At 46.6% G+C, this 18,110-nt stretch carries 5 protein-coding genes and 1 pseudogene; 4 read left to right on the plus strand and 2 right to left on the minus strand.

Translation table 11 applies throughout. From position 1 onward, the window contains the following. Together EZY12_27120 and EZY12_27125 are read right to left on the minus strand one after the other, a co-directional pair. Positions 1 to 1,176: a glycine amidinotransferase gene (locus EZY12_27120; GenBank protein QSX70876.1), complete on the minus strand. Its 1,176-nt coding sequence runs from the start codon at positions 1,174 to 1,176 to the stop codon at positions 1 to 3. A gap of 315 nt (positions 1,177 to 1,491) precedes the next feature. After that, positions 1,492 to 1,626 (minus strand): annotated as a pseudogene (locus EZY12_27125) (transposase). 119 nt (positions 1,627 to 1,745) lie between these two features. Between EZY12_27125 and EZY12_27130 the strand changes: the two are divergent. The 4 genes from EZY12_27130 (at position 1,746) to EZY12_27145 (ending at position 18,088) form a co-directional block, all read left to right on the plus strand. Then, positions 1,746 to 6,749 (plus strand): type I polyketide synthase, encoded by a 5,004-nt coding sequence (locus EZY12_27130; protein QSX70877.1) that lies wholly within the window; start codon positions 1,746 to 1,748, stop codon positions 6,747 to 6,749. Next, positions 6,749 to 12,304, plus strand: a complete 5,556-nt coding sequence (locus tag EZY12_27135; GenBank protein ID QSX70878.1) for a type I polyketide synthase — start codon at positions 6,749 to 6,751, stop codon at positions 12,302 to 12,304. Before EZY12_27130 ends, EZY12_27135 begins: the two co-directional genes overlap by 1 nt. A 55-nt stretch (positions 12,305 to 12,359) precedes the next feature. Next, positions 12,360 to 16,433 carry an acyltransferase domain-containing protein gene (locus tag EZY12_27140; GenBank protein ID QSX70879.1) on the plus strand — a complete coding sequence of 1,358 codons (4,074 nt, stop codon included), beginning with the start codon at positions 12,360 to 12,362 and terminating at the stop codon, positions 16,431 to 16,433. Positions 16,434 to 16,651: 218 nt separating this feature from the next. After that, positions 16,652 to 18,088, plus strand: coding sequence for an amidohydrolase family protein (locus tag EZY12_27145; protein QSX70880.1), 1,437 nt, complete (start codon positions 16,652 to 16,654; stop codon positions 18,086 to 18,088). Positions 18,089 to 18,110 lie beyond the last annotated feature (22 nt).

The following is an 18,110-nucleotide window of genomic DNA, read 5'->3' on the forward strand; positions in this document are numbered from 1 at the left end:
CTAAATAATGAAGCGAGAAACGCCATTGGTTGATGCAGTTACCGGCATATAGTTTAGTTTAGGGAAGTAATCCTCACAGATTCCCGTGCGATGGATATCCCAGGTGGCACAATGAAGCGAACCGCCAAACTCAAAGACATTGCGGAAGGGAATTGGGTAGACTTCAAAGCCGTGTTTATCTAGCAACTCATGAAGCGGATGCTCTTGTTCTTCACAGATGACCTTCTTGGGGGAAATGCTTAACACATTCATCGCCAACCACTTACTGGACTGGCAGAACATAGGCATCTCATCATCGGTGGAAGTGGGGAGAGGTGCTTTGATGAATTGCCAATCATTATCCATGAAAAGTTTCTCTTCACCCTCTTGGATAGGGCGCTCTGGATTCACTAGCACAACCCCAGGTGCCAAGGGGACAAAAGTACAATCAATGTGGGATGGGAAAATATCTAGTGGGAAGTGAACATCATGCACGCGGAAGCCACGTGGCTCCAAATGCCGTTTGAGCCAGCGAATCCCTGCACGATTAGTCGTCATTGACTCCTGCACAAAAATATCACGGCCAAAGCGGCTACAGTCTGCCGCATCAAAAATCACCTCATCCTGGGTAACGCAGAACTCAAAATCATGCATACGCTCAAATCGATCTTCTATCGGCCACTCCCAGAAATCTTCGCAGTACATGGCATTTTGCATAGTCGGTTTAGGCGCAGTATTCCAGATCATATCTGGATCTTTGTGCCAATATTCATAGACTAGCTTCCGATAGGGTAAATACTCAAAGAAGCGTGACCGCCGTGACATAGTTGCTTCGAGAATTTCGTTCCCAAAGGTGATCATAACATCACGTGGGCAGACCGCACAATATTGATTCTCTACCTCAAAGAATGGTGTCTTCACGGACACGCCAAAGTTATGTTTCTCTGGGCGGCGTACAGTTACGCCCTGTGATTCTAGAAGCGCTACCAGCCCATTCAACTCCTCATCAGCTTTCTCTGTGACCTCTTGCTTTTTCGGACCCCTGGGAAAAGAGAACATTTTGGCAATGTTCTTATCGCGTAAAGCAGGGCGGTTACCTGGCTCAGTTGGTTCAAAATAAGCACCATCTGCAATCCCGACAACCATCTCCTTTAGTTCATCCCACTCATTCCAGCTATTTACAATTCCTGTTTGCATCTCTTCAATACCTTAATTAATCTACTTGATTCAGTAGATTACAATTCATAAACCTGTGAAAAATATATTACCCTACATTTCCTTGATTTACAAAAAAAGGGAACAGGGAACAGATAAGAAACTAAAGTTTCAGAGTTTAGAGCTTCTGTCAAAAAAAAGATGTTTTGACAAGATGCGTATCACAAAAAAACAGTGTCATTATTTCAATCTCATGTTTTAAACATGAGTTTTTCTGTTCCCTGCGATGCACTGAGCTTGTCGATAGCGAAGCGTGGCGTTAGCCATAGTGTTGCTCGTTCCCTGTTCCCTCTGAATTCCCTTTTGTTTACGGGCTAATTTTTTCTGCTTGCGTTTAAGGTTTTTCTCATGCTTGGCAAGGTGTTTAGGATTATCATATTTAGAAATATTTTCGCCATCAGTGACAACAACAAAGTGTTTTAATCCTAAGTCTGATATCTTATTTTTGATAAGGGACTTACCGCGTAATAGTTAAATTTTTGTATAGCCTAATTTTACTTGGTTTTAGACTCTTTTCTGCTCTTTTGGTGAATTATTCAGGATAAGCAAAGATGAGTCAGCCCAATTATGGCATTTTGATGAAAAATGCGTTGAACGAGATAAATAGTTTACGATCACAACTAGCTGCGGTAGAAGCCCAAAAAAATGAGTCTATTGCCATTGTTGGTATGAGTTGCCGTTTTCCAGGCGGTGCCACTACTCCAGAGCGTTTCTGGGTATTACTGCGCGAGGGTATATCAGCCATTACAGAAATCCCTGCTGATCGCTGGGATGTTGATAAATATTATGATGCTGACCCCACATCGTCCGGGAAAATGCATACTCGTTACGGCGGTTTTCTGAATGAAGTTGATACATTTGAGCCATCATTCTTTAATATTGCTGCCCGTGAAGCCGTTAGCATGGATCCACAGCAACGCTTGCTACTTGAAGTCAGTTGGGAAGCTCTGGAATCCGGTAATATTGTTCCTGCAACTCTTTTTGATAGTTCCACTGGTGTATTTATCGGTATTGGTGGTAGCAACTACAAATCTTTAATGATCGAAAACAGAAGCCGGATCGGGAAAACTGATTTGTATGACTTAAGTGGCACTGATGTGAGTGTTGCTGCCGGCAGGATATCCTATATCCTGGGTTTGATGGGTCCCAGTTTTGTGATTGATACAGCTTGTTCATCTTCTTTAGTCTCGGTTCATCAAGCCTGTCAGAGTCTGCGTCACAGGGAATGTGATCTAGCACTAGCTGGTGGAGTCGGTTTACTCATTGATCCCAATGAAATGATTGGTCTTTCTCAAGGGGGGATGCTGGCACCTGATGGTAGTTGTAAAACATTTGATGCCAATGCAAATGGCTATGTGCGAGGCGAAGGTTGTGGGATGATTGTTCTGAAACGTCTCTCGGATGCAACAGCCGATGGGGATAATATTCTTGCCATCATTCGTGGGTCTATGGTTAATCATGATGGTCATAGCAGTGGTTTAACTGCTCCAAGAGGCCCCGCACAAGTCTCTGTCATTAAGCAAGCCTTAGATAGAGCAGGTATTGCACCGGATGCCGTAAGTTATGTAGAAGCCCATGGTACAGGCACACCCCTTGGTGACCCTATTGAGATGGATTCATTAAACGAAGTGTTTGGTCGGAGAACAGAACCACTTTGGGTCGGCTCAGTTAAGACAAATATTGGTCATTTAGAAGCCGCGTCCGGTATTGCAGGGCTGATTAAGGTTGTCCTGATGCTAAAAAACAAGCAGATTCCTCCTCACTTGCATTTCAAGACACCAAATCCATATATTGATTGGAAAAATCTCCCGGTCGAAATTCCGACCACCCTTCATGCTTGGGATGACAAAACATTGAAGGACAGAAAGCGAATTGCAGGGGTTAGTTCTTTTAGTTTCAGTGGTACTAACGCCCACATTGTGTTATCTGAAGCCCCATCTAACGAACCAATTAGTAATCATGCGGCAGTGGAAAGACCATGGCACTTGCTAACCCTTAGTGCTAAGAATGAGGAAGCGTTGGCTAACTTGGTTGGGCTTTATCAGTCGTTTATTTCTACTACTGATGCAAGTCTTGCCGATATATGCTACACTGCTAATACGGCACGCACCCATTTTTCTCATCGCCTTGCTCTATCGGCTACTTCACACATCCAAATAGAGGCTCTTTTGTCCGCTTATAAGGAAGAGTCGGTGAGTTTGAGCATCAATCAAGGTTGCGTCCTTTCCAAAAGTCGTGCGCCGAAGGTCGCTTTTCTCTTTACAGGTCAAGGTTCACAGTATGTGCAGATGGCTGGAGAACTTTATGAGACCCAGCCTACTTTCCGTAATTGCTTAGATCGCTGTGCCGAAATCTTACAATCCATCTTTTCATCGAGAAACAGCCCTTGGGGAAACCCACTGCTTTCGGTATTATATCCAAAACATGAGTCAAAGGAAATTGACCAGACGGCTTATACCCAACCTGCCCTTTTTGCTGTAGAATACGCCTTAGCACAGATGTGGCGGTCGTGGGGAATCGAGCCAGATATCGTAATGGGTCATAGCATAGGTGAATATGTGGCAGCTTGTGTGGCGGGGATCTTTTCTCTGGAGGATGGTCTCAAACTTGCTGCCGAAAGAGGCCATTTGATGCAGGCACTACCACAAGATGGCGAGATGGTTGCTATATCGGCCTCCCTTGAGGAAGTTCAGGCGGCTATTCAATCTGACCAGCGAGTTGTCATAGCGGCGGTAAATGGACCACGAAGTGTCGTCATTTCGGGCGATCGCCAAGCTGTGCAAGTCTTCACCAACACCTTAGAAGATCAAGGCATCCGGTGCAAGAGACTGTCTGTTTCACACGCTTTCCACTCTCCATTGATGAAACCAATGCAGCAGGAGTTCGCAAAGGTGGCCAGGGAAATCAACTATAGTCCTCCAAAAATAGCTCTTGTCAGTAATCTAATCGGTGACTTGATTTCACCTGAGTCTTCTCTGGAGGAAGGAGCGATCGCTTCCCCTGGTTACTGGGTAAATCATGTGTGCAATCCTGTCCTGTTTGCTGATGGTATTGCAACTATGCAAGCGCAGGATGTCCAAGTCTTCCTTGAAGTTGGCCCAAAACCGACCTTATCAGGACTAGTGCAACAATATTTTGACGAGGTTGCCCATAGCGATCGCCCTGTCACCATTCCCACCTTGCGTCCTAACCAACCCAACTGGCAGACTTTGTTAGAGAGTTTGGGACAACTGTATACGCTTGGTGTCCAAGTAGATTGGGCGGGTTTTGATGGAGATTACGCCAGACGCAACGTAAGTCTACCAACCTATGCTTGGAATCGTCAACGTTATTGGCTAGAAAAACAGGCCGCTCCACTTTTAGAAACAACACAAGTTCGTCCCGCGACTGCCATTGTAGAGCATCTCAAACAAGGCAATGTGCCGGAAATCATGGACCTGTTGGCAGCGACGGATGTACTTTCAGACGAAGCACGGAAATTCCTACCCAGCATCATTGAACTATTGGTTGCAAAACATCGTGAGGAAGCGACACAAAAGCCCATCTACGATTGGCTTTATGAAGTGGTTTGGCAACCGCAGTTGCTGACTGTATCTACCTTACCTGCTGTGGAAACAGAGGGTAGACAATGGCTCATCTTCGCCGATGCTAGTGGAAACGGTGAAGCACTTGCGGCTCAATTACGTCAGCAAGGGGATATAATTACGCTTGTCTATGCTGGTCTAAAATATCACTCGGCTAATAATAAACAAAATACCGGGGGGGACATCCCATATTTTCAGATTGATCCGACCCAAAGGGATGATTATGAAAGGTTGTTTGCTGCTTTGCCTCCACTGTATGGTATTGTTCATCTTTGGAGCTTAGATATACTTAGCTTGGGTAAAGTATCTAACCTAATTGAAAATGTACAATTAGGTAGTGGCACTCTATTAAATTTAATACAGACAGTCGTGCAACTTGAAGCGCCCACCCCTAGCTTGTGGCTCGTGACAAAGAACGCGCAAGCTGTGCATAAAGACGATAGCCTAGTCGGAGTGCTTCAGTCACCCTTATGGGGTATGGGTAAGGTGATAGCCTTAGAACACCCTGAACTCAACTGTGTATCAATTGACCTTGATGGCGAAGGGCTTCCAGATGAACAAGCCAATTTTCTGGCGGCTGAACTCCGCGCCGCCTCCGAGTTCAGAAATACCACCATTCCCCACGAAAGTCAAGTTGCTTGGCGTAATAGGACTCGCTATGTGTCACGGTTCAAAGGTTATCAGAACCATCCCGCGACCTCATCAAAAATGCCTATTCGACCAGATGCCACTTATTTGATCACGGGCGGCTTTGGTGGTTTGGGCTTGCTTGTGGCTCGTTGGATGGTTGAACAGGGGGCTACCCATCTAGTTCTGATGGGACGCAGCCAACCCAAACCAGCCGCCCAAAAACAACTGCAAGAGATAGCCGCGCTGGGTGCAACAGTGACGGTGGTGCAAGCCGATGTTGGCATCCGCTCCCAAGTAGCTGATGTGTTGGCACAGATTGATAAGGCATATCCTTTGGCTGGTATTATTCATACTGCCGGTGTATTAGACGACGGAATCTTATTACAGCAAAATTGGGCGCGTTTTAGCAAGGTATTCGCCCCCAAACTAGAGGGAACTTGGCATCTACATACACTGACTGAAGAGATGCCGCTTGATTTCTTTGTTTGTTTTTCCTCAACAGCAGGATTGCTGGGCAGTGGTGGACAAGCTAACTATGCTGCCGCCAATGCCTTTTTAGATGCCTTTGCCCATCATCGGCGAATACAAGGCTTGCCAGCTCTCTCGATTAACTGGGACGCTTGGTCTCAAGTGGGAATGGCGGCACGTCTCCAACAAGCTTCTTCACAAAGCACCACAGTTGGGCAAGATAGTAGCACTTTGGAAATTTCACCAGAACAGGGATTGCAAATCTTTGCCTATCTCCTGCAACAACCATCCGCCCAAATTGCGGCCATTTCTACCGATGGGCTTCGCAAGATGTACGACACAAGCTCGGCCTTTTTTGCTTTACTTGATCTTGACAGGTCTTCCTCCACTACCCAGGAGAAATCTACACTTCCTCATGAAGTTGGCCTTACCTTGCTCGAACAATTGCAGCAAGCTCGGCCAAAAGAGCGAGAGAAAATGTTACTGCGCCATCTACAGACCCAAGTTGCTGCGGTATTGCGTAGTCCCGAACTGCCCGCAGTTCATCAACCCTTCACTGATTTGGGGATGGATTCGTTGATGTCACTGGAATTGAGGCGGCGTTTGGAAGAAAGTCTGGGGATTCAGATGCCTGCAACGCTTGCATTCGATTATCCTATGGTAGACCGTTTAGCTAAGTTTATACTGACTCAAATATGTATAAATTCTGAGACAGATACCTCAGCAGTTCTCACACCAGATGGAAATGGGGAGGAAAAAGACAGTAATAAGGACAGAAGTACCAGCACTTCCGTTGACTCAAATATTACTTCCATAGCAGAAGATTTATTCGCACTCGAATCCTTACTAAATAAAATAAAAAGAGATCAATAATGAAAGTACCTATAACAGCAAACGAAGATGCAGCTACATTACTTCAGCGTGTTGGACTGTCCCTAAAGGAAGCACACCAACAACTTGAAGCAATGCAACGCCGAGCGCACGAACCGATCGCAATTGTGGGGCTGGGACTGCGGTTTCCGGGAGCGGATTCACCACAGACATTCTGGAAACTACTTCAGAATGGTGTTGATATGGTCACCGAAATCCCTAGCGATCGCTGGGCAGTTGATGACTACTATGATCCCCAACCTGGGCGGCCAGGCAAAATGTATATTCGTGAAGCCGCTTTTGTTAATGCGGTGGATAAATTCGATGCCTCGTTTTTTGATATTTCGCCACGTGAAGCGGCCAATATAGATCCCCAGCATAGAATGTTGCTGGAGGTAGCTTGGGAGGCACTCGAAAGGGCTGGCATTGCTCCCAGCCAATTGATGGATAGCCAAACGGGGGTCTTTGTCGGGATGAGCGAAAATGACTATTATACTCACCTAGAAAATACAGGGGATCATCATAATGTCTATGCGGCAACGGGCAATAGCAATTACTATGCTCCGGGGCGTTTATCCTATCTGTTGGGGCTTCAAGGACCTAACATGGTTGTTGATAGTGCCTGTTCCTCCTCCTTAGTGGCTGTACATCTTGCCTGTAATAGTTTGCGGATGGGAGAATGTGATTTGGCACTGGCTGGTGGCGTTCAGCTTATGTTAATCCCAGACCCTATGATTGGGACTGCCCAGTTAAATGCCTTTGCGACCGATGGTCGTAGTAAAACATTTGACGCTGCCGCCGATGGCTATGGACGCGGCGAAGGTTGTGGCATGATTGTACTTAAACGAATAAGTGACGCGATCGCGGCAGACGATCCAATTTTAGCCATAATCCGGGGTAGTGCAGTCAATCATGGCGGGCGTAGCAGTGGTTTAACTGCCCCTAATAAGCTGTCTCAAGAAGCCTTACTGCGTCAGGCACTACAAAACGCCAAGGTTCAGCCGGAAGCAGTCAGTTATATCGAAGCCCATGGCACAGGGACACAACTAGGCGACCCTATTGAGGTGGGAGCATTAACGACCGTCTTTGGATCTTCTCGTTCAGAACCCTTGTGGATTGGCTCTGTCAAAACTAATATCGGGCACCTAGAACCAGCCGCTGGTATTGCGGGGTTAATAAAAGTCATTTTATCATTACAAGAAAAACAGATTCCTCCCAGTCTCCATTTTCAAAACCCTAATCCCTTCATTGATTGGGAATCTTCGCCAGTTCAAGTGCCGACACAGTGTGTACCCTGGACTGGGAAAGAGCGCGTCGCTGGAGTTAGCTCGTTTGGTATGAGCGGTACAAACTGTCATCTAGTTGTCGCAGAAGCACCTGTCCGCCAAAACGAAAAATCTGAAAATGCACCGGAGCGTCCTTGTCACATTCTGACCCTTTCAGCCAAAACCGAAGCGGCACTCAACGCATTGGTAGCCCGTTACATGGCATTTCTCAGGGAAGCGCCCCCCATATCCCTAGCTGATCTTTGTTATAGTGCCAATGTCGGGCGTAATCTTTTTGCCCATCGCTTAAGTTTTATCTCCGAGAACATCGCGCAGTTATCAGAACAATTAGAACACTACCCACAGCAGGCTACAATGCCAACGCAACATAATGTGGTACTAGATAATCAACTCAGCCCTCAAATCGCTTTTCTGTTTACTGGACAAGGTTCGCAGTACATCAACATGGGGCGTGAGCTTTACGAAACTCAGCCTACCTTCCGTCGGATTATGGACGAATGTGACGACATTCTGCATCCATTGTTGGGTGAATCAATTCTGAACATACTCTACACTTCCCCTAGCAAACTTAATCAAACCGTTTATACCCAACCTGCCCTTTTTGCTTTTGAATATGCCCTAGCAAAACTATGGATATCATGGGGCATTGAGCCTGATGTCGTACTGGGTCACAGCGTGGGTGAATATGTAGCCGCTTGTCTGGCGGGTGTCTTTAGTTTAGAAGATGGGTTAAAACTCATTGCATCTCGTGGACGTTTGATGCAAGCCTTACCGCCGGGGAAAATGCTTAGTATCAGAAGCAATGAGATAGTAGTGAAAGCGCTCATCGCGCCTTATAGTGCAGAAGTATCAATTGCAGCAATCAATGGACAGCAAAGCGTGGTGATCTCCGGCAAAGCTGAAATTATAGATAATTTAGCAGCACAGTTTGCATCGGAAGGCATCAAAACACACCTAATCACCGTCTCTCACGCTTTCCACTCGCCAATGATGACCCCCATGCTGAAAGCATTCCGAGACGTTGCCAGCACCATCAGCTATAGGTCACCCAGTTTGTCACTGATTTCTAACGTTACAGGGCAATTGGCAACCGAGGAGGTTGCTACACCTGATTATTGGGTACGTCATGTCCATTCTGCCGTCCGTTTTGCCGATGGTATTGCCACAGTGGCAGAACAGAATACTGACATCCTCCTAGAAGTAGGACCCAAACCAATATTGTTGGGTATGGCAAAGCAGATTCATAGTGAAAACGGTTCAGCTAGTCATCCGCTCATGCTACCCAGCTTGCGCGAAGATGGCAACGATTGGCAGCAGATGCTTTCTACTTGTGGACAACTCGTAGTTAATGGAGTCAAGATTGACTGGGCGGGTTTTGACAAAGATTATTCACGACACAAAATATTGTTGCCCACCTATCCATTTCAGAGAGAACGATATTGGATTGAAAGCTCTGTCAAAAAGCCCCAACAACAGAGGGTGCGCCCAATGTTGGATAAGATGATCCGGCTACCATCAGAGAACAAAGTGGTGTTTGAAACCGAGTTTGGCGTGCGACAGATGCCTCATATCTCCGATCATCAGATCTACGGTGAAGTCATTGTACCGGGGGCAGTATTAGCCTCCTTAATCTTCAATGCAGCACAGGTTTTATACCCAGACTATCAGCATGAATTAACCGATATTGCTTTTTATCAGCCAATTATCTTTCATGACGATGATACGGTGATCGTGCAGGCGATTTTCAGCCCTGATAAGTCACAGGAGAATCAAAGCCATCAAACGTTTCCACCCATGACTTTCCAGATTATTAGCTTCATGCCGGATGATCCCTTAGAGAACAAACCGAAAGTCCATGTCACAGGGTGTCTGAGAATGTTGCGCGATGCCCAACCGCCAACACTCTCCCCGAACGAAATACGTCAGCGTTGTCCACATACCGTAAATGGTCATGACTGGTACAATAGCTTAGTCAAACAAAAATTTGAAATGGGCCCTTCCTTTAGGTGGGTACAGCAACTTTGGCATGGGGAAAATGAAGCATTGACCCGTCTTCACATACCAGATGTGGTCGGCTCTGTATCAGGACATCAAATTCACGGCATATTGCTCGATGGTTCGCTTTCAACCACCGCTGTCATGGAGTACGAGTACGGAGACTCCGCGACCAGAGTTCCTTTGTCATTTGCTTCTCTGCAACTGTACAAACCCGTTACGGGAACAGAGTGGTGGTGCTACGCGAGGAAGATTGGGGAATTCAAATATGACTTCCAGATTATGAATGAGACCGGGGAAACCTTGGTGAAAGCAATTGGCTTTGTACTTCGTGAAGCTTCTCCCGAAAAATTCCTCAGAACAACATACGTACACAACTGGCTTGTAGACATTGAATGGCAAGCTCAATCAACTTCCCTAGTCCCTTCTGATGGCACTATCTCTGGCAGTTGTTTGGTTTTATCAGATCAGCATGGAACAGGGGCTGCATTGGCACAAAGGCTAGACAATGCTGGAGTGCCAATGACCATGATCTATGCGAAGCAGATACTGGACAATTACGAATTAATATTCCGTACTTTGCCAGATTTACAACAAGTCGTCTATTTATGGGGGTTGGATCAAAAAGAGGATTGTCACCCCATGAAGCAAGCAGAGGATAACTGTACATCGGTGCTATATCTTGTGCAAGCATTACTCAATACCTACTCAACCCCGCCATCCTTACTTATTGTCACCTGTGATGCACAAGCGGTGGTTGAACAAGATCGAGTAAATGGCTTCGCCCAATCATCTTTGTGGGGACTTGCCAAAGTTATCATGCTAGAACACCCAGAATTGTCCTGTGTTTACATGGATGTGGAAGCTGGATATTTACAGCAAGATGTGGCGAACACGATATTTACACAGCTAACAAGAGGCCATCTACCAAAGGACGGAGAAGAGAGTCAGTTGGCTTGGCGCAATGGACAAGCATACGTAGCACGTCTTAGTCAATATAAACCCAAATCCGAACAACTGGTTGAGATCCGCAGCGATCGCAGCTATTTGATCACTGGTGGACGGGGCGGTGTCGGCTTACAAGTCGCACGGTGGTTAGTGGAAAAGGGGGCTAAACATCTCGTTTTGTTGGGGCGCAGTCAGCCCAGTTCCGAAGTATCTATGGTGTTGGATGAACTAGAATCAGCCGGGGCGCAAATCATTGTGGCTCAAGCTGATATTAGCGATGAGAAGATATTAGCGCAGATTCTGACCAATCTAACCGTACCTCTGTGTGGTGTAATACACGCCGCAGGAGTGCTTGATGATGCGAGTCTGCTCCAACAAACTCCAGCCAAGCTCAAAAAAGTTCTATTGCCAAAAGCACAGGGGGCTTGGATTTTGCATAAGTTGACTCTGGAGCAGCCACTAGACTTCTTTGTTCTCTTTTCTTCTGCCAGTTCTCTATTAGGTGCGCCAGGGCAGGCCAACTATTCAGCAGCCAATGCGTTCCTAGATGGTTTAGCTGCCTATCGGCGAGGGCGAGGACTCCCCTGTTTGTCTATCTGCTGGGGGGCATGGGATCAAGTCGGTATGGCTGCACGACAAGGGCTACTGGACAAGTTACCGCAAAGAGGTGAAGAGGCCATTCCGTTACAGAAAGGCTTAGACCTCTTCGGCGAATTACTGAACGAGCCAGCCGCTCAAATTGGTGTCATCCCAATTCAATGGACTCGCTTCTTGGATCATCAAAAAGGTAATTTGCCTTTTTATGAAAAGTTTTCTAAGTCTAGCCGGAAAGCGCAGAGTTACGATTCGATGGCGGTCAGTCACACAGAAGATATTCAGAGGAGGCTGAAGCAAGCTGCTGTGCAAGATCGACCAAAATTATTAGAAGTGCATCTTCGCTCTCAAGTCGCTCAACTGTTAGGAACAAACGTGGCAGAACTACCAAATGAAGAAGGGGTTGGTTTTGTTACGTTAGGTCTTGACTCGCTCACCTCTATTGAACTGCGTAACAGTTTACAACGCACATTAGATTGTTCATTGCCTGTCACCTTTGCCTTTGACTACCCAACCATAGAAATAGCGGTTAAGTACCTAACACAAGTTGTACTTGCACCAATGGAAGGCGCAGCACCGCAGCAAACAGACTCTTTATCAGCAATATTCACAGATACTTCGTCTATCGGGACAATTCTTGACAACGAAACAGATGTGTTAGACAGCGAAATGCAAAGTGATGAAGATGAATCTTTGTCTACACTTATACAAAAATTATCAGCACATTTGGATTAGGCGTGATCAATAATTACACATTGTGGAAGTGAGCATACAAGTAAAGGACAAATGAATGAACGCTTTGTCAGAAAATCAGGTAACTTCTATAGTCAAGAAGGCATTGAACAAAATAGAGGAGTTACAAGCCGAACTTGACCGTTTAAAATACGCGCAACGGGAACCAATCGCCATCATTGGGATGGGCTGTCGCTTTCCTGGTGCAGACACACCTGAAGCTTTTTGGAAATTATTGCATAATGGGGTTGATGCTATCCAAGAGATGCCAAAAAGCCGTTGGGATATTGACGACTATTATGATCCCACGCCAGCAACACCCGGCAAAATGTATACACGTTTTGGTGGTTTTCTCGACCAAATAGCAGCCTTCGACCCTGAGTTCTTTCGCATTTCTACCCGTGAGGCAATCAGCTTAGACCCTCAACAGAGGTTGCTTCTGGAAGTGAGTTGGGAAGCCTTAGAACGGGCTGGGCTGACAGGCAATAAACTGACTACACAAACAGGTGTCTTTGTTGGCATCAGTGAAAGTGATTATCGTGATTTGATTATGCGTAATGGTTCTGACCTAGATGTATATTCTGGTTCAGGTAACTGCCATAGTACAGCCAGCGGGCGTTTATCTTATTATTTGGGACTTACTGGACCCAATTTGTCCCTTGATACCGCCTGTTCGTCCTCTTTGGTTTCTGTGGCATTGGCTGTCAAGAGCCTACGTCAACAGGATTGTGATTTGGCATTGGCGGGTGGTGTACAGATACAAGTGATACCAGATGGCTTTATCAAAGCCTGTCAATCCCGGATGTTGTCGCCTGATGGACGGTGCAAAACATTTGATGTCCAGGCAGATGGTTATGCCCGTGCTGAGGGGTGTGGGATGGTAGTTCTCAAACGCCTATCCGATGCCATTGCTGACAATGACAATATCCTGGCCTTGATTCGTGGTGCCGCAGTCAATCATGATGGCTACACGAGTGGCTTAACCGTTCCTAGTGGTCCCTCACAACAGGCGGTGATCCAACAGGCATTAGCGGATGCTGGACTACACCCAGATCAAATCAGCTATATTGAGGCACACGGCACAGGTACGTCCTTAGGCGATCCTATTGAAATGGGTGCGATTGGGCAAGTCTTTGGTCAACGCTCACAGCCACTTGTCGTCGGTTCGGTCAAGACGAATATTGGTCATACTGAAGCCGCTGCTGGCATTGCCGGTCTCATCAAGGTTGTACTCTCAATGCAGCACGGTGAAATCCCAGCAAACTTACACTTCGACCAGCCAAGTCCTTATATTGACTGGGATCAATTACCAGTCAGTATCCCAACAGAAACAATACCTTGGTCTACTAGCGATCGCTTTGCAGGAGTCAGTAGCTTTGGCTTTAGTGGCACAAACTCTCATATCGTACTAGAGGCAGCCCCAAACATAGAGCAACCTACTGATGATATTAATCAAACGCCGCATATTTTGACCTTAGCTGCAAAAACACCCGCAGCCCTGCAAGAACTGGCTCGGCGTTATGCGACTCAGATAGAGACCTCTCCCGATGTTCCTCTGGCGGACATTTGTTTCACAGCACACATAGGGCGTAAACATTTTAAACATAGGTTTGCGGTAGTCACGGAATCTCAAGAGCAACTGCGTTTGCAATTGGAGGCATTTGCACAATCAGGGGGTGGGGGGCGAGAAGTCAAATCGCTACCAAAGATAGCCTTTCTTTTTACAGGTCAAGGCTCACAGTATGTGGGAATGGGTCGTCAACTTTACGAAAACCAACCTACCTTCCGAAAAGCACTCGCCCATTGTGATGACATCTTGCGTGCTGGTGCATATTTCGACCGATCACTACTTTCGATTCTCTACCCAGAGGGAAAATCAGAAGCCATTCACCAAACCGCTTATACTCAGCCCGCGCTTTTTGCTCTTGAGTATGCGATCGCTCAGTTGTGGCACTCCTGGGGTATCAAACCAGATATCGTGATGGGGCATAGTGTAGGTGAATACGTCGCCGCTTGTGTGGCGGGCATATTTTCTTTAGAGGATGGGCTGAAACTAATTGCTACTCGTGGTCGTCTGATGCAATCCCTACCTCAAGACGGAACGATGGTTTCTTTTTTGGCAAGTGAAGCTCGTATCCAGGAAGCTATTACACCTTACCGAGATAATGTGTCAATCGCAGCGATAAATGGGACAGAAAGCGTGGTTATCTCTGGCAAACGCACCTCTGTGATGGCAATTGCTGAACAACTCGCCACCGTTGGCATCAAGACACGCCAACTGACGGTTTCCCATGCCTTCCATTCACCACTTATGACACCCATCTTGGATGAGTTCCGCCAGGTGGCAGCCAGTATCACCTATCACCAGCCCAAGTTGCTACTTGTCTCCAACGTCTCCGGGAAAGTGGCCGGCCCTGAAATCACCAGACCAGATTACTGGGTACGCCATGTCCGTGAGGCAGTGCGCTTTGCCGATGGAGTGAGGACGCTGAATGAACAAGGTGTCAATATCTTTCTGGAAATCGGTTCTACCGCTACCCTGTTGGGCATGGCACTGCGAGTAAACGAGGAAGATTCAACTGCCTCAAAAGGAACTTCGTCTTGCTACCTGCCCAGTTTACGGGAAAGCCAGAAGGATTGTCAGCAGATGTTCACTAGTCTGGGTGAGTTGTACGTACATGGATATGATATTGATTGGGGTGCATTTAATCGGGGATATCAAGGACGCAAGGTGATATTGCCAACCTATCCGTTTCAGCGACAACGTTATTGGCTTCCCGACTCTAAGTTGGCACAAAGTTCCGATTTAGATACCTTTCAAGCTCAGAGCAGCGCATCATCACAAAATCCTAGCGCGGTGTCCACTTTACTGATGGAATATTTGCAAGCAGGTGATGTCCAATCTTTAGTTGGGCTTTTGGATGATGAACGGAAACTCTCTGCTGCTGAACGAATTGCACTACCCAGTATTTTGGAGTTTTTGGTAGAGGAACAACAGCGACAAATAAGCTCAACCACAACTCCTCAAACAGTTTTACAAAAAATAAGTCAAACTTCCCATGAGGACAGATATGAAATATTGAAGAACCTGATTAAATCTGAAATCGAAACGATTATCAGAAGTGTTCCCTCTGATGAACAAATGTTTTTTGACTTAGGAATTGATTCCTTGATGGCGATCGAACTGCGTAATAAGCTCTGTTCTGCTATAGGGTTGGAACTGCCAGTGGCAATAGTATTTGACCATCCCACGATTAAGCAGTTAACTAACTTCGTACTGGACAGAATTGTGCCGCAGGCAGACCAAAAGGACGTTCCCACCGAATCCTTGTTTGCTTCTAAACAGGAGATATCAGTTGAGGAGCAGTCTTTTGCAATTACCAAGCTGGGCTTATCCCCTGCTTCCCACTCCCTGCATCTTCCTCCATGGACGGTTAGACCTGCGGTAATGGCAGATGTAACAAAACTAAGCCAACTTGAAAGAGAGGCCTATGGCTGGATCGGAGAAGGAGCGATCGCCCCTCCCCATCTCATTGCCGATCGCATCAATTTACTCAACAGTGGTGATATGCCTTGGTTCTGGGTAATGGAGCGATCAGGAGAGTTGGGCGCGTGGCAGGTGCTACAACCGACATCTGTTGATCCATATACTTATGGAAGTTGGGATGAAGTAACTGACCAAGGTAGACTGCAAGCAACCTTCGACCCAAGTGGACGCAATGTGTATATTGTCGCGGGTGGGTCTAGCAACCTCCCCACAGTAGCCAGCCACCTAATGACGCTTCAGAGTTTATTGATGCTGCGGGAAACTGGTCGTGACACAATCTTTGTCTGTCTGGCAATGCCAGGTTATGCCAAATACCACAGTCAAACAGGAAAATCACCGGAAGAGTATATTGCGCTGACTGACGAGGATGATATCCCAATGGACGAGTTTATTGCACTTTCTGTCTACGACTGGCCTGTTACCCCATCGTTTCGTGTTCTGCGAGACGGTTATCCACCTGATCGAGATTCTGGTGGTCACGCAGTTAGTACGGTTTTCAAGCTAAATGATTTCGATGGAGCGATCGAAGAAACATATCGTCGTATTATCCGCCATGCCGATGTGCTTGGTCTCGAAAGAGGCTAAATTTCAGGCGTTGGTGAATAGAAAGTATGAATTTTTCTCACGCAGAGACGCTCCAGGTACAGAGAGGAGCGGTCTGAGACATGGAATTTTTGATTTTCATACTTGAATTCTGTAACGCCAAATTTCAACTATACTTGATGGTGCAAATAATATGTATATGGCAATAAGCTATATATCTATGTGTCACTAATCGCCATAATAGATTAATAAAAGGTCTTATGAATAAAAAACAGGTAGACACATTGTTAATACACGCTCATCTTTTTACTATGCAGGGAAATGGCGTGGGATATATTGCGGATGGGGCAATTGCGGTTGAGGGTAGCCGGATCGTAGCAGTTGATTCGACAGAGGCTTTACTGAGTCAGTTTGAAGGAAATAAAACAATTAATGCTGTAAATTGTGCGGTATTGCCTGGACTAATTGATGCTCACATACATACGACTTGTGCTATTCTGCGTGGAGTGGCACAGGATGTAACCAATTGGCTAATGGACGCGACAATTCCTTATGCACTTCAGATGACACCCGCAGTAAATATAGCCGGAACGCGCTTGAGTGTACTCGAAGGACTGAAAGCAGGAACAACCACATTCGGCGATTCTGAGACTCCTTACCCGCTCTGGGGAGAGTTTTTCAAGGAAATTGGGGTACGTGCTATTCTATCCCCCGCCTTTAACGCCTTTCCACTAGATTGGTCGGCATGGAAGGAGGGAGACCTCTATCCCTTCGATATGAAGGCAGGACGACGTGGGATGGAAGAGGCTGTGGATTTTGCCTGTGCATGGAATGGAGCCGCAGAGGGACGTATCACCACTATGTTGGGACTACAGGCGGCGGATATGCTACCACTGGAGATCCTACACGCAGCTAAAGAGATTACCCAACGGGAAGGCTTAATGCTGCATATTCATGTGGCCCAGGGAGATCGGGAAACGGAGCAAATCGTTAAACGATATGGTAAGCGTCCGATCGCATTTCTAGCTGAGATTGGCTACTTGGACGAACAGTTGCTCGCGGTTCACCTCACCGATGCCACAGATGAAGAAGTGATACAAGTAGCCAAAAGTGGTGCTGGCATGGCACTCTGTTCGGGCGCTATTGGCATCATTGACGGTCTTGTTCCGCCCGCTCATGTTTTTCGACAAGCAGGCGGTTCCGTTGCGCTCGGTTCTGATCAAGCCTGTGGCAACAACTGTTGTAACATCTTCAATGAAATGAAGCTGACCGCCTTATTCAATAAAATAAAATATCATGATCCAACCATTATGCCAGCGTGGGAAGTCTTACGGATGGCGACCATTGAAGGAGCGCGGGCGATTGGTTTAGATCACAAGATTGGCTCGCTGGAAGTGGGCAAAGAAGCCGACTTGATCTTAGTAGACCTCAGTTCCCCTAACCTCTCGCCCACCCTGCTCAACCCTATTCGTAACCTTGTACCTAACTTGGTGTATGCTGCTTCAGGACATGAAGTTAAAAGCGTCATGGTGGCGGGAAAACTTTTAGTGGAAGACTACCAAGTCCTCACGGTAGATGAGTCCGCTATTCTCGCTGAAGCGCAAGTACAAGCTCAACAACTCTGCCAACGTGTGACCGCTGACCCCATTCACAAAAAGATGGTGTTAATGGAAGCGATGGCTAAGGGTAAATTATAGATAGAAGCTTATCTGCAACAAC

Origin of the sequence: Dolichospermum sp. DET69 (assembly GCA_017355425.1) — a bacterium.
In the GTDB taxonomy this organism is placed as follows: domain Bacteria; phylum Cyanobacteriota; class Cyanobacteriia; order Cyanobacteriales; family Nostocaceae; genus Dolichospermum.